This window comes from Microbacterium kyungheense (assembly GCF_006783905.1).
GTDB classification, from domain to species: Bacteria; Actinomycetota; Actinomycetes; order Actinomycetales; family Microbacteriaceae; genus Microbacterium; species Microbacterium kyungheense.
The window spans coordinates 1,407,720-1,429,901 of record NZ_VFPE01000001.1; the positions used below are offsets into that span (position 1 = coordinate 1,407,720).

A 22,182-nucleotide genomic window follows, 5' to 3' on the forward strand; every position below is an offset into this window, starting at 1 on the left:
GGCCTGGGTGGGGTCAGGCGGTGCCGACGGAGTCGAGCGCGTCGACGATGCGCGTGACCGCGGTGCCGAGCGCCCACCGCTCGGCCAGGGCGGCGGCATCCGCCTTCGCCGCCTCGTCGAGGGGGCGCAGCCGGTGGTCGGGGACCTGCAGCGGGAGGTCGCGGACGACGGCCACCACCTGCGGGGCGACCGCCAGATACGGCAGACCAGCGAGCACCTTCGTGCGCACGCCCGCCGACATGCCCTCGCCCGCCTCGGCGGCCGCGATGATGCCGGCCAGGTCGCCGTGCGTCGCGAGTAGGCCGGCAGCCGTCTTCTCGCCGATGCCGGCCACCCCGGGAAGGCCGTCCGACGAGTCGCCGCGCAGCGTCGCGAAGTCGGCGTACTGCGACGGCAGGACGCCGTACTTGCCCACGACGGCGGCATCCGTGAGCACCTCGAGGTTGCTCATGCCGCGCGCCGTGTACACCACGCGGACCTCTCGCGCGTCGTCGACGAGCTGGAACAGGTCGCGGTCGCCGGTGACGATGTCGACCGGCATGCGCGCCGTCGTGGCGAGGGTGCCGATGACGTCGTCGGCCTCGTGCTCGGCGGCGCCGACGATCCGGATGCCGAGGGCGTCCAGCACCTCGCGGATGACCGGCACCTGCACCTCGAGCGGATCGGGGACCTCTTCGACATCGGGGCCGCCGGCGACGACCTCGGCCACGCGGTGCGTCTTGTACGTCGGGATCAGGTCGACGCGCCACTGCGGTCGCCAGTCGTCGTCCCAGCAGGCGACGAGGTGGGTCGGACGGTACGTCGTCACGAGCCTCGTGATGATGTCGAGGAACCCGCGGACCGCGTTCACCGGCGTGCCGTCGGGGGAGCGCACGGTGTCGGGCACCCCGTAGAACGCACGGAAGTAGAGGGACGCGGAGTCGAGCAGCATCAGGCGGTCGGTCACGCGTTCATCCTGGCACGCACGTCCGACGCGGCGCGCGCGGCGGCGGTGCCCGCCTGTCGGCGCAGACACCGGTCGTTCACCTGCACGACGGATGCCGGTCGCCCGTCGGCACCCGCACCGTTCACGTCCGCCGCCCACCGTGGGGAGACAGCCGCGAGAGGGGGCGTTCATGGGCCGGGAAGATGTGCTGGCATGGGTGGAGTCGCCGCTGCAGCTCGTCGGCGCCGCCGAGTGGGCGGCTGCCCACTCGGCGATCGTGCCGGTGGCGGGCCGCTTGACGCCGCAGATCTCGGCCACCGCTGAGGCGCTGGTCGCGCGCGGTGCGTGCTTCGGTGCGCTGGAACCGTACCTCGGCATCCCGTGGAGCCTGCTGGCGCGCCACGGCCACTGGCTCGTCGGCGACGGCTTCTCAGGGCAGTTCCGCTTCGCCGCCGCGGTGCTGCGTCCGCGCAGCGTGACGTTCCTCGACGACGGCGCCCACGCCGTCGCGTACGCCGACACGCTCCTCGGCCGCCGACCCTACGAGCGGCCGAACGTGCGGGAGCGGGGTTTCACGACGCTCATGGCGCCGTTCGCCGCGGAGCTGGTGCACCGACGTGCGGGCGCCCGCCGTGCCGGGATGTTCACCGCGTTCGACCTCGGCGCCGACCGCGTCGACGCCCTCGCCGACCAGGGCTTCGGCGTCCGGTGCCACGACTTCTCGTGGACGCGGTCGACGGCACCCGCCGCGCCGGAGCTCGGGCGCCGCATCGTGCTCGGCAGCGCTCTGCCGGTCGACGGACGCATGCTCCTCGTCGACTATCTGCGCTGGGTCCGCCGTGCCGCGGCGGACGGCGCCGTGTACCTGCCCCACCGTCGCGAGAGCGCGGAACAGCTCGGCGCGGTCGCGACGGTGCCCGGACTGCGCGTGCATGAGACGGGTCTCCCCGTGGAGCTCGTGCTCGCCGGCGCTCGCGAACCCCTCGAGGTGCTGACGCTCCCCTCGAGCACCACCACGACGCTGCCGCTCGTGCTCGCCGGCACCGGCGCGGTCGTGCGCACCGTGCGGGCGACGTCCAGCCGCGTCGACCGGGAGCCGAGCACCCGCGGGCACGGGGCCGTCGCATGAGCGAGGCGGTCGCCGTCATCCCCGCGCGCGGCGGATCCAAGGGCGTGGCGCGAAAGAATCTCCAGCGCGTCGGAGGTGTCCCGCTGGTGGCGCGAGCCGTCGCCGCCGCGCGCAGCAGCGCCGCGATCGGCCGTGTCGTGGTGACCACCGACGACCCTGACATCGCTGCCGTCGCCGCCGAATGGGGCGCCGAGATCGTGGAGCGCCCGGCCGAGCTCGCCGGCGACGAGGCGACCTCCGAGGGAGCGCTGCTGCACGCCCTCGACGAGCTCGAGCGCCGGCGAATCGACGTCGGCGTCGTCGCATTCCTGCAGGCCACCTCGCCGTTCATCGACGTCGCCGCCCTCACCGACGCCGTGCACCTGGTGCGCTCGCGTCGACGCGACAGCGTATTCTCGGCGGTCGAGACGTACGGCTTCCTGTGGGAGAAGGGCATCGGGGGCGCCGCTGCCGCCGTCAACCACGACCTCGAGTTCCGCCCGCGCCGGCAGGACCGGGACCCGCACTATCTCGAGACCGGGGCCTTCTACGTCATGCGCGCCGCCGGCTTCCGGGCCGCGCGCCACCGCTTCTTCGGCAGCGTCGGCATCGCCGAGGTGTCCGCCCGCACCGCGATCGAGATCGACACGCTCGACGAGCTCGAGCTTGCGCGCGCGATAGCGCCGCTCGTGGACCGCTCGGAGCGGATGGAGGTGGATGCCGTCGTCACGGACTTCGACGGCGTCCACACCGACGACACCGTGCGCGTCGACGAGCACGGCGTCGAGTCGGTCGTGGTCAGCCGCTCGGACGGCATGGGGGTGTCGCTGCTGCGGGCCGCCGGCATCCCGGTCCTCATCCTCTCGACGGAGGTCAACCCCGTCGTCGCCGCGCGGGCGCGCAAGCTCCGCGTGGACGTCGTCCAGGCGTCGGCCGACAAGGCGGCCGCGCTGCGCGGGTGGGCGGACGCCCATGGCATCGCGCTGTCCCGCGTCGCCTACCTCGGCAACGACGTCAACGACCTGCCGTGCCTCGAACTCGTCGGGTGGCCCGTGGCGGTCCCCGACGCCCACCCGCTCGTCCTCTCCGCCGCGCGGACCGTCCTCGATCGCCCCGGCGGCGCGGGCGCCGTGCGCGACCTCGCCGACCGCGTGCTCGCCGGCCGGGATGCGGCATCCCCTCTGCTCACCGCACCACACCCCACCAGCCCTCAGGAGGCATCATGACCGTCACGATCGGATCCCGCGTCGTCGGAGGCGGACGCCCCGCGTACGTGATCGCCGAGATCGGCCTCAACCACAACGGCGACGTGGAGCTCGCCAAGCAGCTCATCGACGTCGCGGCGGACGCCGGCGCGGACGCGGTGAAGTTCCAGAAGCGCACGCCCGAGATCGCGACCCCCGAGCACATGCGCGACATCCCGCGGGAGACGCCCTGGGGGACGATGAGCTACCTCGACTACCGCCGCCGTGTGGAGTTCGACCGCGACCAGTACATCGAGATCTCGGATCACGCGCTGCTCCGCGGCCTGGAGTGGTTCGCCTCGCCGTGGGACGTGCCGAGCGTCGCCTTCCTCGAGGACCTCGGCGTGGTGGCGCACAAGGTCGCGTCGGCCTCGCTCACCGACCGCGAGCTGCTGGAGGCGCTGCGCGTCACCGGCAAGCCGGTCATCCTGTCGACCGGGATGTCGACGACCGAGCAGATCGACGCCGCGATCGAGCTGCTCGGCACCGACCGGCTCGTGCTCATGCACGCGACCTCGACGTACCCGATGGAGCCCGACGAGGCGAACCTGCGGATGATCCCGGCGCTGCGCGATCGCTATCCCGGCGTGCCCGTGGGGTACTCGGGCCACGAGCGCGGTCTGCAGATCTCGATCGCCGCCGTCGCGCTCGGCGCGGTGGCGGTCGAGCGTCATATCACGCTCGACCGCACGATGTGGGGCTCCGACCACGCCGCCTCGCTGGAGCCGGCCGGCCTCAAGAACCTCGTGCGCGACATCCGGGTGATCGAGGCGGCCCTGGGCGACGGCGTCAAGCGCGTGTACCCCGGCGAGCTCGCGCCCATGGCGAAGCTGCGCCGCGTCCCCGCGTGACGGAGGCGAACGGGCGCGCGCCCCGCATCGTCGCGATCGCCGACACCGACTCGTACGTGAAATGGGCGGCCGCCCTCTTGGGTGCCGAGGGCGGCGGGGTGGATGCCGCGCTCCTGGTCCTCGAGACGCCTCTGGTGGTGAGCGACACGCAGCTCTCGGCGGCGCTCGCGGGCAGCGGGCTCGGCCGTGCGCGTGTCGAACGCGTCGCGTACGCGGGGCTCAGGGAGCGGCTGGAGCAGCTGCGGCCCGACGCCGTGCTGCTCGGCGCTCGTGGGCCGCTGGTGCGCGTGCTGGCGCGCGAGATCGCGGGACTCGACCCGAGACCCGTGCTCGTCACCGGGCTGCCGGGCATCTCGATCCCCGCCACGCGCAAGGCCGTCGTGTACCGCCTGCAGTGCGATCTGTTCGTGGTCCACTCGCGGCGAGAGGTGCGCGAATTCGGCGCGCTGTCGGCGCGGACGGGGTACACGCACCGGTACGCGCTGGCGACGCTGCCGTTCGCGCGCGGGGCTTCGAGCGCGGCGGCGGCGTCCACGCCGCGCGGCACGGACCTGCTGTTCGCGACGCAGGCGAAGGTCCCGGCCGGTCGCGAGGACCGGCTGCGGATCGCCCGGATGCTGGCGGCGGCGGCCGAGGCCGATCCGGCCCGGCGCGTCGTGGTCAAGCTCCGCGCGGCGGCCGGCGAGCACCAGACCCACGCCGAGCAGGACGGGTACCCCGAGCTGCTGGCGACGCTCGGCCCCCTGCCGGCGAACCTCGTGACCTCGACCGAGCCGATGGGACGCGCGCTGGACCGCGCCGAAGGACTCGTGACGGTCAGTTCGACGGCGGCGATCGAGGCGATCGCCCGCGGGATCCCGGTGATCGCCCTCGACACGTTCGGGGTGTCGGCGCGGCTGATCAACGAGACCCTCGCCGACGCGGACCTGCTCGCCGGCGAGGACGACGTGATCGCGCGGCGGTTCCGGCATCCCGACCCGGAGTGGCTGGACGAGAACTACTTCCATCCGCCGTCCGACGACGACTGGATCGACGCCGTGACCCGTCTGGTCGCCCGGCGCACGGAGGGCACGCTGCCGCCGCGCGCGCCGCTGGCACGACGGGGCGGGGCGCTGCGCGACGCCTGGGAGCGGCGCGTCGCGCTCGGGCGCAGCGACACGTCGGCGGCCGGATCGATCGCGTGGGTGATCGGTGTGCCCGCCCGCGCGGCCGTCCGGTTCACGAGCCGCGCGCGGCGCGCGCTGTGGAGCGGCACCGGTGCTGGAACAGGCGCGATCGCGAACACGACGGCCGGGCGGAGGGAAGAAGCCGGCGATCTCGTCCGGGGGGATGCGGATCGCCGGCTCCGGGCGGGTCGTTGAGACCGCCCCTCGTGCCCTCCGGGGGTCGGGCACGAGGTGGGGTCCCGGGCGACGCGGCGCCCTGCGGGGGGAATCGCGGAGGGCCCGGGGCGCCCTCCGCGATGTCCTGATCACCCTCGCAACCGTCGCTGTGAGAACGCTATCGCGCCGCCACATGAAGCCTCGACGCCGGCCGTGCACCTCCTGGAACCGCTCACACGGCCGGTGCGACGCGGGGCGGCGCGTCCCGTCGGGGCGGTTGCGGGCGTAGTCTCGTGCGATGACCTCCGCCGCCGGCCGCACCGAGCTGCGCGCACTGCTCGACGAGCTTCGTGAGACCGCCGCCGCGCGGCTCGCCGCCAACGAGCAGACCCTCGCCGAGCTGCGCGCCGATCGCGGCTCCGACGTCGCCGACGACGAGCACGATCCCGAGGGCGTCACGCTGTCGGGCGAGTGGTCGCGTGCCGTCGCCTTCGCCGACGCCGAGCGACGCGAGCTCGCCGAGATCGACGAGGCGGTCTCCCGCTGGGAGGCGGGGACGTACGGCGTGTGCGTCGACTGCGGCCGGGGCATCCCGATCGCGCGGCTGCGCGTGCGGCCGTTCGCGACCCGCTGCGTCTCGTGCGCCGAGAAGGCGGGCGCCTGAATGTCCTTCGGCCCGGGTGCGCCGTCGGGCGCGGCTTCTGGCGCGCGATCAGGGCGGTTCGTGTCGCCCGCGGCCGACGATCCGTGCCCGTGCGACAGCGGCGAGCGCTTCGACGGCTGCTGCGACCCGCTGCTGCGGGGGACGCCCGCGCCGACCGCCGAGAGGCTGATGCGCTCCCGGTACACCGCGTTCGTCGTCGGGGACGACCGGTATCTCGCGGCGACGTGGCATCCGGGCACTCGTCCCGACGACCTCGAGCTCGACCCCGTGCAGCGGTGGACGGGCCTGCAGGTCCTGGACGTCGAGGCCGGGACTGAGGGCGACACCCGCGGCGTCGTCGAGTTCCGGGCCGGATGGCGCCACGGCGCCGACCGGGGCGTGCTGCACGAGCGCAGCCGCTTCGTGCGCCAGAGCGGACGCTGGTGGTACCTCGACGGACGGCTGGATCCGCAGTGACCGGCCCCCGTGGACCCGGCCGCCGCTAGCGTGAGATCCATGACGACTCAGGCTGACAAAGCACAGACCCTCGCGCGCCTCCACGCCGCCCCCGAGATCCTCCGCGTCGTGAACGTGTGGGATGCGGTGTCGGCGCGCACCGTCGCCGCGCTTCCCGAGACGCGGGCGATCGCGACTGCCGGACACTCGATCGCCGCGTCGTTCGGCTACCCCGACGGCGGGATCCCGCTGGAGCTGACCCTCGACATGCTCGGGCGCATCGTCGAGGCGGTCGGCGACCTCCCGGTCAGCGCCGACCTCGACGCAGGCTACGGCGACGCGGGCGAGACCGTCCGCCGGGCCATCGGCAAGGGCGTGGTCGGCGCCAACGTCGAGGACCGCCTCCGTCCGCTGGACGAGGCGGTCGCCGCCGTCGAGGCCATCGTGGCCGCAGGCGCCGCCGAGGGCGTCCCGTTCGTCCTCAACGCGCGCACCGATGCGTTCGTCCGCGCCGGTGACCGCCCCGTCGAGGAGTCGATCGCGGATGCCGTGGAGCGCGGCCGTGCGTACCTCGCGGCGGGCGCCGACCTGGTGTTCGTGCCCGGCATCCTCGATGCCGAGGTGACGCGCCGCCTGGTCGAGGGCATCGGCGAGCGCAAGATCAGCGTGATCGGCCTGCCCGGCGCCCTGTCGTCGGTGGAGTACGAGGCGCTCGGTGCAGCCCGCATCTCGTACGGCCCCATGACGCAGCGCGTCGCGCTCACCGCGCTGCAGGATGCCGCGGCCGACCTGTACGCCGGGGGAGTCCTTCCCGCCGGCACCCGCGCCCTCAACTGAGGCCCGTCGTCGGCCGGCCCGCGGGGAATCCCGGCGGGCCGGCCGCTGTTGTCGCACACATGGAGCCCGTACCCGTCGACGTCGTCGTGATCGGGGCCGGGCAGGCGGGGCTGTCGGCCGCGTACCACCTGCAGCGCCGCGGATTCTCGCCGCTGCGGGCCGGAGGCGGTGCATCGACGTATGTCGTGCTCGATGCGAACGAGGCGCCGGGCGGAGCCTGGCAGCACCGCTGGGCGTCGCTGCGGATGGCGACGGTCAACGGCATCCACGAGCTGCCGGGTCATGCCGTGCCGCCGGCCGACCCCGCCGCAGCCAGCCGCGACGTGCTGCCGGCGTACTTCGCCGACTATGAGGAGCGGTTCGGACTGGATGTCCGGCGCCCGGTGCGGATCACGGCGGTGCGTCGTGCCGACGTCGACCCGCGCGGGCGACTGCTCGTCGAGTCGGACAGCGGCGCGTGGGCGGCTCGGTATGTGATCAACGCCACCGGCACGTGGACCCGCCCGTTCTGGCCGCGGTATCCCGGCCAGGAGCGCTTCCGCGGGCGGCAGCTTCACGTCGCCGACTACGTGTCCGCCGACGAGTTCGCCGGCCGGCGCGTCGTGATCGTCGGGGCGGGGATCTCTGCCGTGCAGCTGCTCGACGAGATCTCTCACGTCGCCGACACGTTCTGGGTGACCCGCCGCGAGCCGGACTGGCAGGACGACGAGTTCGATGTGCCGGCACGCGTGGCCGCCATCGCCGGGGTCGAGGACCGGGTGCGCCGCGGCCTGCCGCCCGGCAGTGTCATCGCGGTGACCGGCATGCACTGGACGCCGTGGGCGCGCGCCGCGCAGGCGCGGGGGGTGCTGGTGCGGCATCCCATGTTCTCGTCGATCGAGGAGGACGGCGTCCGGATGCCGGACGGATCGTTCGAGCCGGCCGACGTCATCCTGTGGGCCACCGGCTTCCGCCCTGCGCTCGACCATCTGGCGCCGCTGCGCCTGCGGACGCCGGAGGGCGGGTTCCGGGTCGAGAACGGACGCTCGATCGACGAGCCGAGACTGTTCCTCATCGGATACGGGCCGTCGCAGTCGACGGTGGGGGCCAACCGAGCGGGACGCGACGCCGTGCGCGCGATCGTCGCGGACGACGCGGTCGACGGCGCGCTGGTCGCCTGACGAATGCACCCGACTCGCGTAGCGTGTGACGAAAGACGGAGGACGACATGGCTCGCATCCTGATCTTCGGCGGACACGGCCGCATCGCCCTGCTCCTGGAGCCCCTGCTCGTGGCGCAGGGACACACGGTCACCGCCGTGATCCGCAATGCCGCGCACGAGGACGAGGTGGCCGCCACCGGCGCACAGCCCCTCGTCGCCGACGTCGAGAGGCTCGACGTGGGCCAGCTCGAGAACATCGTGGCCGGCAACGACGTGGTCGTCTGGTCGGCGGGCGCCGGCGGCGGCGACCCCGCCCGCACGTACGCCGTCGATCGCGACGCGGCCATCCGCTCGATGGACGCCGCGGCGGCCGCCGGGGTCCTGCGGTACGTCATGGTCTCGTGGATCGGCTCGCGCGCCGAGCACGGCATCGACCGTGACGACGCGTTCTTCCCCTACGCCGACGCGAAGTGGGCGGCCGACGCCCACCTTGCGGCGAGCGACCTCGACTGGACGATCCTGGCGCCGGGCACCCTCACGTTCGAGCCGCCCACCGGCCGCATCGCACTGGACCCCGCCGGCAGCGGCGCCGTGCCGCGTGCCGACGTCGCGGAGGTCATCGCGGCCGCCATCGCGGACGACGCCACGATCGCGCGCACCATCCGCTTCGGCGGAGGGGACGAGGTCATCGGGCACGCGATCGCCTGACCGCGCTCACACGCCTAGGCTCGGACCATGCTCGCCACCGTCATCCACGCCGCCCGTGACATCCGCGTCGAGGACGTGCCCGACCCTGTCCTGTCGACGGGCGCCGACGCGATCGTCCGCGTCGTCGCCGCCTGCGTCTGCGGCTCCGACCTGTGGCCGTACCGCGGTGTGACGCCGACCAGGCAGCCGCACCGCATCGGACATGAGTTCGTGGGCGTCGTCGAAGCGGTCGGCCCCGATGTGCGGTCGGTGCATGCCGGCGACTTCGTGATCGCGCCGTTCTACGTGTGCGACGGCACGTGCGTGAACTGCCGCAACGGCGTGAGCACGTCGTGCCTGCACGGCGGATGGTGGGGGAGCGGCGACCGCTTCGGCGGGTTCGCCGACGGCGGGCAGGGCGAGCGGGTGCGCGTCCCGCTGGCCGACGGCACGCTCGCGGTCGTGCCGGGGCCGGTGTCCGAAGACGAGATCCCCGGCCTGCTGACCCTCAGCGACGTCATGGGCACGGGACACCACGCGGCCGTCTCGGCCGGCGTTTCACCAGGGGACGCGGTCGCGGTCGTCGGCGACGGCGCCGTGGGGCTGTGCGCGATCATCGCGGCCAAGCGCCTGGGCGCGACGACGATCATCGCGATGTCGCGGCACCCGCAGCGGCAGTCGCTCGCCCGCGAGTTCGGCGCGACGCACGTCGTCGAGGAGCGCGGCGACGCCGGGGTCGAGGCGGTGCGGGCGCTCACCGGAGGCATCGGCGCCGACCGCGTGCTCGAGTGCGTCGGCACGAAGGAGTCCATGGACCAGGCGCTGCGCTCGACGCGCCCGGGCGGCATGGTGGGCTACGTCGGCGTGCCCAACGGCGGCCCGGAGCTGCCGGTGCGCCAGATGTTCGATCGCAACGTCGGCGTCAACGGCGGTGTCGCCCCTGTGCGCGGGTACATCGAGGAGCTGCTGCCCGATGTGCGGTCAGGCGCGATCCGCCCCGGCCGCGTGTTCGACCTCGAACTGCCGCTGCGCGATGCCGCAGAGGCCTATGCTGCGATGGACGAGCGCCGCGCGACCAAGGTGCTGCTGCGGCCCTGACCGGCTGCCGCGGCATCGTTCGGCCCGGGATCCCGCGGCGATCGGCGACGCGCCCGCGCGCCTGCGCGTGTGCGGCCGCGTGTGCGGTAGAACAGCAGAAGTCGAAGGGACCCCCGTGAAGATCGTCAAGCGCATCATTCTGGTGCTCGTCATCGCGTTCGCGGCGTTCTACCTCATCACCCGTCCGCAGGATGCCGCCAACGCGGTGCAGGGCGCCATCAACGCCGTCGTGGGCGCTGTCATGGCCGTCGTCGACTTCTTCGTGGCTCTCGCCGCGGGGTGAGCGTGTTCGATCCACGGATCGACAAGCACCTGATCTCGGATCAGGGGGAGTACGTCGTCGACGAGGTGCGCAAGCACTGGGCAGCCACCGTCTCGGCCGTGCTCGAACTGCTGGGCGGCTTCGTCGTCTTCCTGCTCGCCTTCGTGATGCCGCAGGTCTGGTGGCTCCCCACCCTCGTGGGTGCCGCGATCGGCGTGCACGCGATCTGGCGCATCTTCGAGCAGCGCATGGACCGGTTCGTCATCACCAATATGCGCGTGTTCCGCGTCCACGGGATCCTGTCGCAGCGCATCGCGACGATGCCGCTCGCCCGCATCCTCGACATCTCGGTCTACAAGCCGCTCATCGGCCGCGTCTTCGGCTACGGCCACTTCGTGTTCGAATCGGCTGCGCAGGAGCAGGGGCTCCGCGAGATCCGCTACGTGGGGGATCCCGACTCCCGCGGACTCACCATCCAGCGCGTGATCGCGCAGGCGGGCCTGCGCGGCGCAGCCGGCCGCGGCGACCCGACGATGATCCCGTCGCCGGTGCAGCCGCCGCCGGCAGAGGCGGCGGCATCCCGGGCTGAGCCGGCGTACGACGAGACCCACGTGACCGCGCCCGTGCCCGCCTTCGAGCCGGGCGGTCCGTCGACGGGGTGGGACTGGCTCGCGGACGCTCAGCGCCGCGAGGACGAGCGGCTCGCGCAGCTGCGCGGCGAACCCTCCGGCCGGCCCGCGCGGTTCGATCCGGACCGCACGAACACCGCCCCGATCGACCTGCCGCGGTGACGTCTGAGGCCCTTTCGGGAACATCGCGGGCGACCCTCGCGTTCTGATACCCTGGAGTGTCACTCGTGTGGCTGTTTCGCCACGCCTGGAGCCGATCACGGCCTGGGACGCACCCTTTCCGGGGCATGAGGGGCATCGCAATGAAATCCGCTTCGCTTCGGTCTGAGGCATCCGTTCGCGTCCGCGCGTCGGAGGCCGCTGAGGACCGGGGCCCGACATCCCAACCCAACAAGGACAACCCACTACATGACTAGCGCAACGACCGCCACGGCCACCAAGCAGGTCGCGATCAATGACATCGGCTCTGCTGAGGACTTCCTGGCCGCGGTCGAGAAGACCCTCAAGTTCTTCAACGACGGCGACCTCATCGAAGGCACCGTGGTGAAGATCGACCGCGACGAGGTCCTCCTCGACGTGGGCTACAAGACCGAGGGTGTCATCCCCTCGCGCGAGCTCTCCATCAAGCACGACGTCGACCCCAACGAGGTCGTCAAGGTCGGCGACGAGGTCGAAGCCCTCGTTCTCCAGAAGGAGGACAAGGAAGGCCGCCTCATCCTCTCCAAGAAGCGCGCACAGTACGAGCGCGCGTGGGGCGACGTCGAGAAGATCAAGGAGAACGACGGTGTCGTCACCGGTTCCGTGATCGAGGTCGTCAAGGGTGGCCTCATCGTCGACATCGGCCTCCGTGGCTTCCTCCCGGCCTCGCTCATCGAGCTGCGCCGCGTCCGCGACCTCACGCCGTACCTCGGCCAGGAGATCGAGGCGAAGATCCTCGAGCTCGACAAGAACCGCAACAACGTCGTGCTCTCGCGCCGCGCCCTGCTCGAGCAGACGCAGTCCGAGTCGCGCACCACGTTCCTCAACAACCTCCACAAGGGCCAGGTCCGCAAGGGCACGGTCTCGTCGATCGTCAACTTCGGTGCGTTCGTCGACCTCGGTGGCGTCGACGGTCTCGTCCACGTCTCGGAGCTCTCGTGGAAGCACATCGAGCACGCGTCCGAGGTCGTCGAGGTCGGCCAGGAGGTCACCGTCGAGATCCTCGAGGTGGACCTCGACCGCGAGCGCGTCTCGCTGTCGCTGAAGGCGACGCAGGAGGACCCGTGGCAGGTCTTCGCCCGCACCCACGCGATCGGTCAGGTCGCGCCGGGCAAGGTCACCAAGCTCGTTCCGTTCGGTGCGTTCGTGCGCGTCGCGGACGGCATCGAGGGCCTCGTGCACATCTCGGAGCTGTCGGGCAAGCACGTCGAGCTCGCCGAGCAGGTCGTGTCGGTCGGCGAAGAGGTCTTCGTCAAGATCATCGACATCGACCTCGAGCGTCGCCGCATCTCGCTCTCGCTCAAGCAGGCGAACGAGTCGGTCGACCCCTACGGCACCGAGTTCGACCCGGCCCTCTACGGCATGGTCACCGAGTACGACGAGAACGGGGAGTACAAGTACCCCGAGGGCTTCGACTCCGAGACCAACCAGTGGAAGGAAGGCTTCGACGAGCAGCGCGAGAAGTGGGAGCAGGAGTACGCCGCCGCCCACGCTCGCTGGGAGGCCCACAAGGCTGCCGTCGTCAAGGCCCTCGAGGCCGAGGCCGCCGCTCCGGTGGAGACCGGCTCGTCCTCGTACTCGTCCGACAGCGGTCCCGTGGGCACGCTCGCGGACGACGAGGCCCTCGCCGCTCTGCGCGAGAAGCTCTCGGGTCGCTGATCGAAGAGCTGACGCTCGCGGTTCGCTGAACCGTCTGGTCCGGAAGGGGCCGTCGCCGAAAGGCGGCGGCCCCTTCCGCGTTCTCGCGATGTCGGAGGGGCCGGGTACCGTCGCGATGTGCCTGTGAGACCTGTCGCGTCGCGCTGCCTGATGGACGAGGGATGCCGCGGCCCGGTGCCGTCCGGTGCGCCCGTGCCGCTGTGCGAGCGCCATCTCGCTGCCGTCGTCGAGTGGGGCGAGGCGGCGTATGGCGTGACCGACACGCTGCCGTCTCCGTGCCGGCTGTGCGGGTCGCGGCTCGGCGTGCACTACCCGTCGGGGTGGCTGTGCGCCGTCTGCGAGTGGCGCCATGGCGAGGTCCCCGACGCCGAGATCGCGCCGCCGCGCGTCGACGTCGTCTACTACCTTCGGTACGCCGACCGCATCAAGATCGGCACGACGGGCAATCCTCGTCAGCGCTTCGCCGCCATCTGGCACGACGAGCTGCTGGCGTTCGAGCGCGGCGGACGCGCGGTCGAGCGGGCCCGGCATGCGCAGTTCGCCGCCGACCGGCATCCCGGAACCGAGTGGTTCCGCATCTCCGAGCCGCTCGCCGCGCACGTCGCGGTGCTGGCCGTCGGGGTCGACGACCCCTGGGCGCTGCACGCCCGCTGGATCAGCGAGGCCGTCGCGTCGCGGCTGTGACCTGCATTGGTGGATGCCGTGGGTCGCGGCATCCATTACGTTCACAGTGTGAGCGCCGCGACGCCGGGGGGAACGGGGAGGCCCGGATCACGGTCGCGCGCCCACGCGGCCCCCGACGTGGCGGACCGCACCCGCGGGCGGACCGCCATGCTCAACCAGCTGCTGCTGGCCGCGGTCGTGTTCGTGCTGGGCGTGCTCGTGGTGCTCGGGCCGTTCCCCGGCGACACCGTGATGTTCTTCGTCGGCCTGGTCGTCGTGGTCATCGTCACGGCGGCGACGCTCGTGGTGCCGTGGAACCAGCTGCCCTACGGCTGGGTGGCCGTGATCCCCGCGGTCGACATCCTCGCCATCACGATCATGCAGATCGCGGCACCGGACTCGGTGCTCGGGCTGCTGTGGATCTTCCCCACGACCTGGCTCGCCGGCGGCTTCGGCCCGCTCGGCCTGTTCGGCGTGATCGTCGCGATCGCGGGCGTCATCAGCGTGCTCACGGTGCAGAACGCCACCGAGGTCACCTACCGCACCTTGCTGCTGCCGCTCGTGCTCATCGCCGTCGCGGCCACCAGCCACCTGAACTCACGCCGCTCCGATGCCCAGCGCACGCTGCTGGCCAAGCAATCGCAGCTGCTGCGCAGCATCCTCGATCGCACCAGGCGACAGGAGCAGATCGTCACCGAGGTGCTCGACGCCGTCGACTTCGGCGTGGTGCGCATCACTGCCGACGGACGCTTCGCGGTGACCAACGAGGCGCACTTCCGGCTGCAGCAGGGCCTGGAGCCCGATGACACGGCAGAGGTCGCCGCCTTCCGCGACGACGGGACGACACCGCTGCCGAGCGCGGAGCTGCCGCTGGAGCGCGCCCGCCGCGGCGAGACGTTCGACGGCCAGGTGGTGTGGTTCGGCGTGGAGCCGGGGCCGCGCCGCGCCCTCACCATCGCGGCGCGGCGACTCACGGACCCCGACGGCGAGGACGCGGGCGCCGTCGTGGTCTCGCGGGATGTCACCGCCGAGCTGACCGCGCTGCGCGCGCGGGACGATCTCGTGGCATCGGTGTCGCACGAGCTGCGGACCCCGCTGACCTCGATCCTCGGGTACCTCGACCTGGCGATCGAGGATCCCGACACGCCGGCGACGGTCCGTGAGGGCCTCGACGTCGCCGAGCGCAATGCGGAGCGACTGCTGCGCATCGTCGCCGACATCCTCAGCGCCTCGAGCTCTTCTCCCTCGTCGGTCGAGGCGTCGCTGGTCCCGCAGTCGCTGGACCTGCAGCTGCTCGTGCGCTCCGCCGCGACGGACGCGGTGACGCGGGCCGCCGCCCGGGCCATCACCATCGACGTGAGCGGGCTCGAGCCGGCGACGGCGTGGGCGGACGCGCTGCGGCTGCGGCAGGTGGTCGACAACCTCGTCTCGAACGCGATCTCGTACAACAGGGACGGCGGCACCGTGTACGTCGGGACGACCAGCGACGGTGCGTCGAGCTGGATCCTGGTGCGCGACACCGGTGTGGGCATCTCGGAGGCCGACCGCTCCCGCGTGTTCGAGCGGTACTACAAGGCGGGAGCCGACCGGCGGGCCGGAACGGGCCTCGGCCTCGCCATCACGCGCGACATCGTGCGCGCTCACGGCGGCGAGCTCGGCCTGCACAGCGCCGTCGGCGTCGGGTCGACCTTCATCGTGAAACTGCCTGCGATCTCTCCGGAAGGAGGCCCGGCATGATCCTCGACCTGGCCAGCGTGATGGTCGTGACCGCACTCGTCGTGAACGTCAGCGGCGTGCTGTTCATCCTCGAGACGCTGCTGCGTCGCGACGAGGGCGCCGGCCGCATCTGGTCGGTCGCGTTCCTCGCGGCGATGCTCACGACGCTGGCGTACACGGTGTGGGCGCAGACCGACGGCGCCTGGTGGTCGGTGGCGGTCGGGAACGCCGCCTTCGTCGCGGGGACCGGGTGCATGTGGCTCGGATGCCGTCGCTTCAACGGGCGCCGCATGTCGTGGTCGTCGGCGCTCGTGGCCGCTGCGGTGGTGGCCGCGGGGGTCGCGGTCGCGGTGGAGGGCGACGCCGGCGGGGACTGGGCGGGCGCCCTGTGGATGTTCGTCCCGCTCCTGGTCTTCGCCGGAGCCGGCGCCGTCGAGTGCCTGCGCGGAGCCATGCGCGACTCGCGCACGGCGTGGGTGCTCGGTGCCGTGCTCGGGTTCCAATCGCTCTACTACGTGTCTCGGACGACCGCCTTCGTGACGTCCGGCCCGGACAGCGCGCTGTTCGAGACGGCGTTCGGCACGATCACGACGAGCTACCTCACCGTGACGCTCACGATCGTCGCCGTCGTCGTGACCTCGGTGCTGCGGGCCTCGCGCGCGCCCATGCGCGGCTACGTGCGGCGCACCGACGACGCGGGGGAGGACGGCGTGCTCACCGGCGAGGCGTTCGCCCGCGCCCTCGACAGCCTCTGCCGCCGCGCGGCCCGCCGGGCCGAGACGGTCGCGGTCACCGCCGTGCGCGTCGATGACCTCGACCAGATCTCGACGGCGTTCGGGAGCGAGGTGGCCGGCAACGTCGCCGAGACGTGGCGCGCCGGCGTGCGGCGCCACGCACCGACGAACGCGCTCGTCGCCGAGGACGGACCGACCGGGGTCGCGGTGGCGCTGGTGGTGTCATCGCCGCAGGAGGCCCGACGGCAGGCGGGCGTGATCTACCGCGGTCTGTTCGACGACCTGGGCCGCGTCGGCGGCGGGGTGATCCCCGTCGTGGGTGTGGGCGTCGGGCTGAGCGAGACCGTCGGATACGACCCCGCAGCGCTGCTGAGGGTCGCGCGAGAGGCGGCGAGCCGCGCGGCCGCGAACGTCGACACCTCGGTGCTCGTCGGCGACCCCGAGTAGCGGCATCCCGGATCCGCTGCGGCGCGGAGGGATCAGGCGGTCAGGCGGTAGCCGACGCCGCGCACGGTCTCGATCCAGCGGGGCTGGGAGGGCGACTCGCCGAGCTTGCGGCGGAGGTTCGCCATGTGCACTTCGATCGCGCGGGCGTCGCTGTCGGACACGTACGAGTTGCCCGCGAACGGGTCGCCGCGCAGCATCAGCGCGAGGTCGGACTTGGCGCGCACGCGCCGGCCCGCGGCCAGCAGGTCCGCGAGCAGATCGAACTCGCTGCGCGTGAGGTCGATCCCCGCATCGTCCACCTCGACGATGCGCGTGCCGACGTTCAGCCGCAGTCCGCGGTGCTCGAGCCACGAGTCCGCCGGCTCGTCCCCTCCCGGAGCGGACGCGGGAGACGTCGTCAGGTGATGGCGCGGGCGGCGCAGCATCGCGTCGATGCGCGCCCGCAGCTCACGTGGCCGGAAGGGCTTCGCGACATAGTCGTCGGCCCCCGCCTCCAGTCCCTGCAGGGCGTCGATCTCTTCGGTGCGGGCGCTGAGCATCACGATGTACGTCGAGCTGATGGCCCGGATGCGCTTGGCGGTCTCGAAGCCGTCCATGCCCGGCATGTTGACGTCGAGGGTCGTCACCAGCGGCGAGTGCGCGCGCACGAGCTCCACGCCCGCGGCCCCGTCCGCGGCGCCGTGCACCTCGAACCCCGCCTGCGCCAGCACGACCGAGAGCAGGGAACGGATGTCGTCCTCGTCCTCGATGACGACGGCGACGCGTGCTTCCTCCACCGATGCCCCTTCCGGCGTCGGCGAAGATTCGGCCGACTCCTGGACGTCGGTCATGATATCCCACCCCCGATGGCGTGTTCGAGAGCGCAGCGGAACGCCGCAGGCCGCGCGGAGGGCGGGAGATCTCCCCAGATCCCGCCCCGCGCGCGTCCTCGGTGCACCGACGGGGCTGGCGGAAGCCCCCACGACCGCCGAACCGTCGAGCCGGAGACGGGTACCACCACTGGCGCTTCCTCGTCTCTTCGGTGGACCGAGGCTACCGCGCGGGCCTCAGTGCGGCCTCAAGGCCGCCTCAGGAACCGCGCAGGGTTGCGGCTCGCCCGGGCCGCGCGGATCGCGGCGGACGTGGCATCCTCGAAGCATGCCCCTCGTCGCCCTCACCGGAGGCATCGCCTCCGGCAAGTCCACCATCGCCGCGCGGCTGGCCGAGCACGGCGCCGTCATCGTGGACGCCGATCGCATCGTGCGCGACGTCCAGTCAGCCGGGTCCCCGGTGCTCGCCGCGATCGCCGGCGCGTTCGGAGAGCGGATGCTGCGGCCCGACGGTTCGCTGGACAGGGCGGCGCTCGGGGCCGAGGTGTTCGGCGACGACGCCGCCATCGCCCGGCTGAACGCGATCGTCCATCCGGCCGTGCGGGCGGAGTCCGCCCGGAGGTTCGCGGAGGCGTTCGCCGCCGACCCCCGTGCGGTCGTGGTGTACGACGTGCCGCTGCTGGTCGAAGCGCGCGTCGACGATCCGTGGGAGCTCATCGTCGTCGCCCACGCGCCGGCCGAGGTCCGCGAGCGCCGGCTCGTGGAACTGCGCGGGCTCACCGCGGCCGAGGCCGCCGCACGCCTGGCGTCGCAGGTGCCCGACGAGGCGCGGCTGCGCATCGCCGACGTCGTGATCCACACCGACGGGACGGTGGACGACACGCTGCGGCAGGTCGACGAGCTGTGGGAGCGCCTGACCGAGCACCTCGACCGGCGGGCCGCGCGCGCCTGACCGCGCGGACGGGCACGCCCGGGCATACGCTGGACACCGACGGGAGGTGCCGCATGGGCGTGTTCTCGAAGTTCCGGCGGGGCCGCACCCCCTACCGTGCGGCGACCGACGAAGAGCGCATCGCGCGCTACGTCTACCTGCTGGGCACGCTCCCGGCCTCGGTCATCGAATCCGCGCACGCCACCGCGTTCGCCGATCTGCCGCCCGCACGGCGCCGTGAGCTGTTCGAGCAGCTGCGTCCCTTCCTCTCGGAGTCCGAACGCGACGCCGCCGCCGAGGATCCGACCGTGATCGCACGCCTCGTCCGGCGCGCCGAGCACCATCGCGCACAGCGCGCCGCCGCGAGGGCGGGGGATGCCGCGGCCGCCGACGGCGGCGCCGTCACCGCCGTGGATGTCGCGGACGATCCGCGCGACCGGGTGGATGTGCGGTCGATGCTGCGGAACGCCGGCGTCATGGTGCTCGTGGCCGACCAGTTCCTGGTGTCGAGCTCGATCGCCGCGTACTACACGGTGGGCGCGGGCTCGCTGCAGCTCGACGCCGCGCCGGCATGGGTCGGCGAGACGTACGATTCCGGGGCGGCAGGCGTAGATGCCGGCGGGTTCGGCGGCGGTCTCGACGGCGGCTCGTACGACGGCGGCGGCGTCGGCGGGTTCGACGGCGGCTTCGGTGGCGGCTTCGACGGCGGGGGCGGCTTCGGCGGGTGAACGACGCGGGGCGAAGGGTCCGCTCACCGCGAACCCGGCCCCGATGTCCGAGGGCCGTCATACGCTGGATCGGTGCAGACCACTCGATCCGTGCGGCCGTTCGAGGTCGTGAGCGAATACGCGCCGTCGGGCGACCAGCCGCAGGCGATCGCCGAGCTCGCCGCCCGTGTCAACGCGGGTGAGACCGACATCGTGCTGCTCGGCGCGACCGGCACCGGCAAATCGGCGACGACGGCCTGGCTCGTCGAGGCGGTGCAGCGGCCGACGCTCGTGCTCGCGCACAACAAGACGCTCGCCGCGCAGCTGGCCAACGAGTTCCGCGAGCTCATGCCCCACAACGCGGTGGAGTACTTCGTCAGCTACTACGACTACTACCAGCCCGAGGCGTACGTCCCGCAGACCGACACCTTCATCGAGAAGGACTCTTCGATCAACGCCGAGGTCGAGCGGCTGCGCCACTCGACGACGAACTCGCTGCTCAGCCGGCGCGACGTCATCGTCGTCAGCACGGTGTCGTGCATCTACGGCCTCGGCTCGCCCGAGGAGTACCTGCGGGCGATGGTCGCGCTGCAGGTCGGCGAGGTGTACGACCGCGACGCCCTGATCCGCAAGTTCATCGGCATGCAGTACAACCGCAACGACGTGGACTTCTCGCGCGGCAACTTCCGCGTGCGCGGCGACACGATCGAGATCATCCCGGTGTACGAGGAGTATGCCATCCGCATCGAGATGTTCGGCGACGAGATCGAGGCGCTGTACATGCTGCATCCCCTCACCGGGGACGTCGTGCAGCGGCTCGAGAGCGTGCCGATCTTCCCGGCGACGCACTACGCCGCAGGCACCGAGACGGTCCAGCGCGCCATCGGCACGATCGAGGACGAGCTGGGCGAGCGTCTGAGAGAACTCGAGTCGCAGAACAAGCTCCTCGAGGCGCAGCGGCTGCGCATGCGCACGACCTTCGACCTCGAGATGCTGCAGCAGCTCGGCTTCTGCTCGGGCATCGAGAACTACTCGCGGCATCTCGACGGCCGCGCCGCGGGGGAACCGCCCCACACGCTGCTCGACTTCTTCCCCGACGACTTCCTCATGGTCATCGACGAGTCGCACGTCACGGTCCCTCAGATCGGCGCGATGTACGAAGGGGATGCCTCCCGCAAGCGCACGCTCGTCGAGCACGGCTTCCGGCTCCCGAGCGCGATGGACAACCGTCCGCTGCGGTGGGACGAGTTCAAGAACCGCATCGGGCAGACGGTGTATCTGTCGGCCACGCCCGGGCGCTACGAGATGGGCATCGCGGACGGCGTGGTCGAGCAGATCATCCGCCCGACCGGGCTGGTCGACCCCGAGATCGTGGTGAAGCCCTCGAAGGGCCAGATCGACGACCTGCTCGAAGAGATCCGCATCCGTGCCGCCCGTGACGAGCGCGTGCTCGTCACGACCCTCACGAAGAAGATGGCCGAAGAACTCACCGACTTCCTGGGCGAGCACGGCGTCCGCGTCCGCTATCTGCACTCCGACGTCGACACGCTGCGCCGCGTCGAACTGCTCAGCGAGCTGCGCGCGGGCGTGTACGACGTCCTCGTGGGCATCAACCTGCTGCGCGAGGGCCTCGACCTGCCCGAGGTCTCGCTGGTGTCGATCCTCGACGCCGACAAAGAGGGGTTCCTGCGCAGCGGCACGTCGCTCATCCAGACGATCGGACGCGCGGCGCGCAACGTGTCGGGTCAGGTGCACATGTACGCCGACACGATGACGGACTCGATGGCCAAGGCCATCGAAGAAACCGATCGGCGCCGCGAGAAGCAGATCGCGTACAACAAGGCCAACGGCATCGACCCCCAGCCGCTGCGCAAGAAGATCGCCGACATCACCGAGGTGCTCGCGCGCGAGGCCTCCGACACGGATCGAATGCTGCGGGGCAAGGCGGCGGCCAAGACGAAGTCGGGCATGGGCAAGAGCCCGACGCCGCAGCTGCGCCGCGAGGGCATCGGCGCCGAGGGTGCCGAGCAGCTCGAAGCGACGATCGCCGACCTCAGTCAGCAGATGCTCTCGGCTGCCGGCGAGCTCAAGTTCGAGCTGGCCGCGCGACTGCGCGACGAGGTCCAGGACCTCAAGAAGGAGCTGCGGGCGATGGAGCGCGCCGGCCACGCCTGATCCCTCGGGTCACTGAGGCGGTGAACGGCGCTCGGGGACCCCGGCGCAGTGCGTGCGCGTCAGGGGCAGTGCATGAGCGGCTTCGGACCGGAGCGGTCGAACGTGTGCTGCGTGATCGGCGCGCCGCACAGCGGGCAGGCGCGCTCGGCGCGCTCGGCCGCAGTCGGTGGGGGAGTCGTCTCGTAGGGGCCGACCGCCGCCGGACCGGCCAGCCGGATCAGCTTGGTGTTGAACCACGAGTACCAGCCGCCGGCCTCTCGCACCCGATCGCGGAGCGGGCGAGGATCGGCGGGGGCGGCATCCGAATGCGACATGTTCATTAGTGTACTAACGATTAGTGCCGATAGGATCAGCGGGTGATGGATGCCGCCGACCTCAGCCCCGACGACCTGCTCAAGCTCGACAACCAGGTGTGCTTCGCCCTGGTGACCGCGGCGCGCAACGTCGTAGGTCTGTACCGGCCGATCCTGGAACCGCTCGGACTGACGCACCCGCAGTACCTCGTCATGCTCGCGCTGTGGGAGAGGTCCCCGCGGTCGCTGCGCGAGCTGGCGGAGGAGCTGGCGCTGGAACCGGCGACACTGTCGCCGCTGGTCAAGCGGCTGGAGGCGCAGGACCTCGTCACCCGCGCCCGGCGTGACGGTGACGAACGCGTCCTCGACGTGGGCCTCACCGAAGCGGGGCGGGACCTGCGTGAGCGGGCCCTCGCCGTGCCCGGCCGGGTCATGGCGGCGGCCGGCACCGACGCGGCCGCGCTCCGGGCACTGCGCGACGCACTGCGGCCGTTCTCGGGCGCACGCTGAGGCGAGCTCTTCCGGCGGCGTTCCCGAACCGTTGCAGGACCGTTCATCGTGCCTCTAGGCGAATGCCGAGGATTCTCTTAGTCTCGGAATCGGCGCGACGTGGTCTACCCGAACCCGGCCCGGCTCCGGCGCACCGA

General features: G+C 72.2%; 23 protein-coding genes. 20 read left to right on the plus strand and 3 right to left on the minus strand.

Annotated features, from left to right (window positions below):
* Positions 1-13: 13 nt before the first annotated feature.
* Positions 14-946 (minus strand): 5'-3' exonuclease, encoded by a 933-nt coding sequence (locus FB391_RS06275; protein WP_246093374.1) that lies wholly within the window; start codon positions 944-946, stop codon positions 14-16.
* Positions 947-1,115: 169 nt separating this feature from the next.
* Between FB391_RS06275 and FB391_RS06280 the strand changes: the two genes are divergently transcribed.
* The 16 genes from FB391_RS06280 (at position 1,116) to FB391_RS06350 (ending at position 16,620) form a co-directional block, all read left to right on the plus strand.
* Positions 1,116-2,054 (plus strand): hypothetical protein, encoded by a 939-nt coding sequence (locus tag FB391_RS06280; RefSeq protein ID WP_141893522.1) that lies wholly within the window; start codon positions 1,116-1,118, stop codon positions 2,052-2,054.
* Positions 2,051-3,259, plus strand: a complete 1,209-nt coding sequence (locus tag FB391_RS06285; RefSeq protein ID WP_141893523.1) for an acylneuraminate cytidylyltransferase — start codon at positions 2,051-2,053, stop codon at positions 3,257-3,259. The genes FB391_RS06280 and FB391_RS06285 overlap by 4 nt, the downstream gene beginning before the upstream one ends.
* Positions 3,256-4,128 (plus strand): N-acetylneuraminate synthase family protein, encoded by an 873-nt coding sequence (locus FB391_RS06290; protein WP_141893524.1) that lies wholly within the window; start codon positions 3,256-3,258, stop codon positions 4,126-4,128. The genes FB391_RS06285 and FB391_RS06290 overlap by 4 nt, the downstream gene beginning before the upstream one ends.
* Positions 4,125-5,489 (plus strand): DUF6716 putative glycosyltransferase, encoded by a 1,365-nt coding sequence (locus FB391_RS06295; RefSeq protein ID WP_141893525.1) that lies wholly within the window; start codon positions 4,125-4,127, stop codon positions 5,487-5,489. The genes FB391_RS06290 and FB391_RS06295 overlap by 4 nt, the downstream gene beginning before the upstream one ends.
* A 259-nt stretch (positions 5,490-5,748) precedes the next feature.
* Entirely contained in the window at positions 5,749-6,114 is a 366-nt protein-coding gene (locus tag FB391_RS06300; protein WP_185842965.1) for a TraR/DksA family transcriptional regulator, read from the plus strand.
* Entirely contained in the window at positions 6,115-6,570 is a 456-nt protein-coding gene (locus FB391_RS06305; protein ID WP_185842966.1) for a YchJ family protein, read from the plus strand.
* Between the two features lie 39 nt (positions 6,571-6,609).
* Positions 6,610-7,386 (plus strand): isocitrate lyase/PEP mutase family protein, encoded by a 777-nt coding sequence (locus tag FB391_RS06310; RefSeq protein WP_141893527.1) that lies wholly within the window; start codon positions 6,610-6,612, stop codon positions 7,384-7,386.
* A 59-nt stretch (positions 7,387-7,445) separates the two neighbouring features.
* On the plus strand, positions 7,446-8,546 hold the full coding sequence (locus tag FB391_RS06315; protein ID WP_141893528.1) for an NAD(P)-binding domain-containing protein: 1,101 nt from the start codon (positions 7,446-7,448) through the stop codon (positions 8,544-8,546).
* Between the two features lie 47 nt (positions 8,547-8,593).
* Positions 8,594-9,235 carry an SDR family oxidoreductase gene (locus FB391_RS06320; protein WP_141893529.1) on the plus strand — a complete coding sequence of 214 codons (642 nt, stop codon included), beginning with the start codon at positions 8,594-8,596 and terminating at the stop codon, positions 9,233-9,235.
* A 27-nt stretch (positions 9,236-9,262) separates the two neighbouring features.
* Positions 9,263-10,312, plus strand: a complete 1,050-nt coding sequence (locus FB391_RS06325) for a zinc-dependent alcohol dehydrogenase family protein (RefSeq protein WP_141893530.1) — start codon at positions 9,263-9,265, stop codon at positions 10,310-10,312.
* Positions 10,313-10,427: 115 nt separating this feature from the next.
* Entirely contained in the window at positions 10,428-10,595 is a 168-nt protein-coding gene (locus tag FB391_RS19660) for a hypothetical protein (RefSeq protein WP_185842967.1), read from the plus strand.
* Between the two features lie 2 nt (positions 10,596-10,597).
* Positions 10,598-11,365, plus strand: coding sequence for a PH domain-containing protein (locus FB391_RS06330; protein ID WP_221886279.1), 768 nt, complete (start codon positions 10,598-10,600; stop codon positions 11,363-11,365).
* Positions 11,366-11,611: 246 nt separating this feature from the next.
* Entirely contained in the window at positions 11,612-13,060 is a 1,449-nt protein-coding gene (gene rpsA / locus FB391_RS06335; RefSeq protein WP_141893532.1) for a 30S ribosomal protein S1, read from the plus strand.
* Positions 13,061-13,210: 150 nt separating this feature from the next.
* A complete protein-coding gene (locus FB391_RS06340; RefSeq protein WP_141893686.1) occupies positions 13,211-13,744 on the plus strand; it encodes a GIY-YIG nuclease family protein in 534 nt (177 codons plus the stop codon).
* A gap of 117 nt (positions 13,745-13,861) precedes the next feature.
* Positions 13,862-15,460, plus strand: coding sequence for a sensor histidine kinase (locus tag FB391_RS06345; protein ID WP_246093375.1), 1,599 nt, complete (start codon positions 13,862-13,864; stop codon positions 15,458-15,460).
* Positions 15,457-16,620, plus strand: a complete 1,164-nt coding sequence (locus FB391_RS06350; protein WP_141893534.1) for a hypothetical protein — start codon at positions 15,457-15,459, stop codon at positions 16,618-16,620. The genes FB391_RS06345 and FB391_RS06350 overlap by 4 nt, the downstream gene beginning before the upstream one ends.
* Positions 16,621-16,652: 32 nt before the next feature.
* Here FB391_RS06350 and FB391_RS06355 read toward each other — a convergent pair whose 3' ends face one another.
* Complete coding sequence (locus FB391_RS06355) at positions 16,653-17,450, minus strand: response regulator transcription factor (RefSeq protein WP_141893535.1); 798 nt, start codon at positions 17,448-17,450, stop codon at positions 16,653-16,655.
* A gap of 307 nt (positions 17,451-17,757) precedes the next feature.
* On the opposite strand from FB391_RS06355, the gene coaE reads away from it, so the two are divergent.
* From coaE to uvrB, 3 genes are all read left to right on the plus strand, one after another.
* Positions 17,758-18,381 carry a dephospho-CoA kinase gene (gene coaE, locus FB391_RS06360; protein ID WP_141893536.1) on the plus strand — a complete coding sequence of 208 codons (624 nt, stop codon included), beginning with the start codon at positions 17,758-17,760 and terminating at the stop codon, positions 18,379-18,381.
* A gap of 53 nt (positions 18,382-18,434) precedes the next feature.
* Positions 18,435-19,088, plus strand: a complete 654-nt coding sequence (locus FB391_RS06365) for a hypothetical protein (RefSeq protein ID WP_141893537.1) — start codon at positions 18,435-18,437, stop codon at positions 19,086-19,088.
* A 72-nt stretch (positions 19,089-19,160) separates the two neighbouring features.
* Entirely contained in the window at positions 19,161-21,242 is a 2,082-nt protein-coding gene (uvrB, locus tag FB391_RS06370; RefSeq protein WP_141893538.1) for an excinuclease ABC subunit UvrB, read from the plus strand.
* Positions 21,243-21,301: 59 nt separating this feature from the next.
* Here the strand turns inward: uvrB and FB391_RS06375 are convergent, their stop codons facing one another.
* Positions 21,302-21,562, minus strand: a complete 261-nt coding sequence (locus tag FB391_RS06375; RefSeq protein WP_141893539.1) for a hypothetical protein — start codon at positions 21,560-21,562, stop codon at positions 21,302-21,304.
* 39 nt (positions 21,563-21,601) lie between these two features.
* Between FB391_RS06375 and FB391_RS06380 the strand changes: the two genes are divergently transcribed.
* Positions 21,602-22,045, plus strand: a complete 444-nt coding sequence (locus tag FB391_RS06380) for a MarR family winged helix-turn-helix transcriptional regulator (protein ID WP_141893540.1) — start codon at positions 21,602-21,604, stop codon at positions 22,043-22,045.
* The last annotated feature ends 137 nt before the right edge of the window (positions 22,046-22,182 follow it).

Excerpts from the sequence above, each read along its gene's own strand:
- FB391_RS06280 (WP_141893522.1), top strand. The coding sequence starts at position 1,116 with ATGGGCCGGGAAGATGTGCTGGCATGGGTGGAGTCGCCGCTGCAGCTC.
- FB391_RS06285 (WP_141893523.1), top strand. The coding sequence starts at position 2,051 with ATGAGCGAGGCGGTCGCCGTCATCCCCGCGCGCGGCGGATCCAAGGGC.
- FB391_RS06290 (WP_141893524.1), top strand. The coding sequence starts at position 3,256 with ATGACCGTCACGATCGGATCCCGCGTCGTCGGAGGCGGACGCCCCGCG.
- FB391_RS06300 (WP_185842965.1), top strand. The coding sequence starts at position 5,749 with ATGACCTCCGCCGCCGGCCGCACCGAGCTGCGCGCACTGCTCGACGAG.
- FB391_RS06305 (WP_185842966.1), top strand. The coding sequence starts at position 6,115 with ATGTCCTTCGGCCCGGGTGCGCCGTCGGGCGCGGCTTCTGGCGCGCGA.
- FB391_RS06310 (WP_141893527.1), top strand. The coding sequence starts at position 6,610 with ATGACGACTCAGGCTGACAAAGCACAGACCCTCGCGCGCCTCCACGCC.
- FB391_RS06315 (WP_141893528.1), top strand. The coding sequence starts at position 7,446 with ATGGAGCCCGTACCCGTCGACGTCGTCGTGATCGGGGCCGGGCAGGCG.
- FB391_RS06320 (WP_141893529.1), top strand. The coding sequence starts at position 8,594 with ATGGCTCGCATCCTGATCTTCGGCGGACACGGCCGCATCGCCCTGCTC.
- FB391_RS06325 (WP_141893530.1), top strand. The coding sequence starts at position 9,263 with ATGCTCGCCACCGTCATCCACGCCGCCCGTGACATCCGCGTCGAGGAC.
- rpsA (WP_141893532.1), top strand. The coding sequence starts at position 11,612 with ATGACTAGCGCAACGACCGCCACGGCCACCAAGCAGGTCGCGATCAAT.
- FB391_RS06340 (WP_141893686.1), top strand. The coding sequence starts at position 13,211 with ATGGACGAGGGATGCCGCGGCCCGGTGCCGTCCGGTGCGCCCGTGCCG.
- FB391_RS06350 (WP_141893534.1), top strand. The coding sequence starts at position 15,457 with ATGATCCTCGACCTGGCCAGCGTGATGGTCGTGACCGCACTCGTCGTG.
- FB391_RS06355 (WP_141893535.1), bottom strand. The coding sequence starts at position 17,450 with ATGACCGACGTCCAGGAGTCGGCCGAATCTTCGCCGACGCCGGAAGGG.
- coaE (WP_141893536.1), top strand. The coding sequence starts at position 17,758 with ATGCCCCTCGTCGCCCTCACCGGAGGCATCGCCTCCGGCAAGTCCACC.
- FB391_RS06365 (WP_141893537.1), top strand. The coding sequence starts at position 18,435 with ATGGGCGTGTTCTCGAAGTTCCGGCGGGGCCGCACCCCCTACCGTGCG.
- FB391_RS06375 (WP_141893539.1), bottom strand. The coding sequence starts at position 21,562 with ATGAACATGTCGCATTCGGATGCCGCCCCCGCCGATCCTCGCCCGCTC.
- FB391_RS06380 (WP_141893540.1), top strand. The coding sequence starts at position 21,602 with ATGGATGCCGCCGACCTCAGCCCCGACGACCTGCTCAAGCTCGACAAC.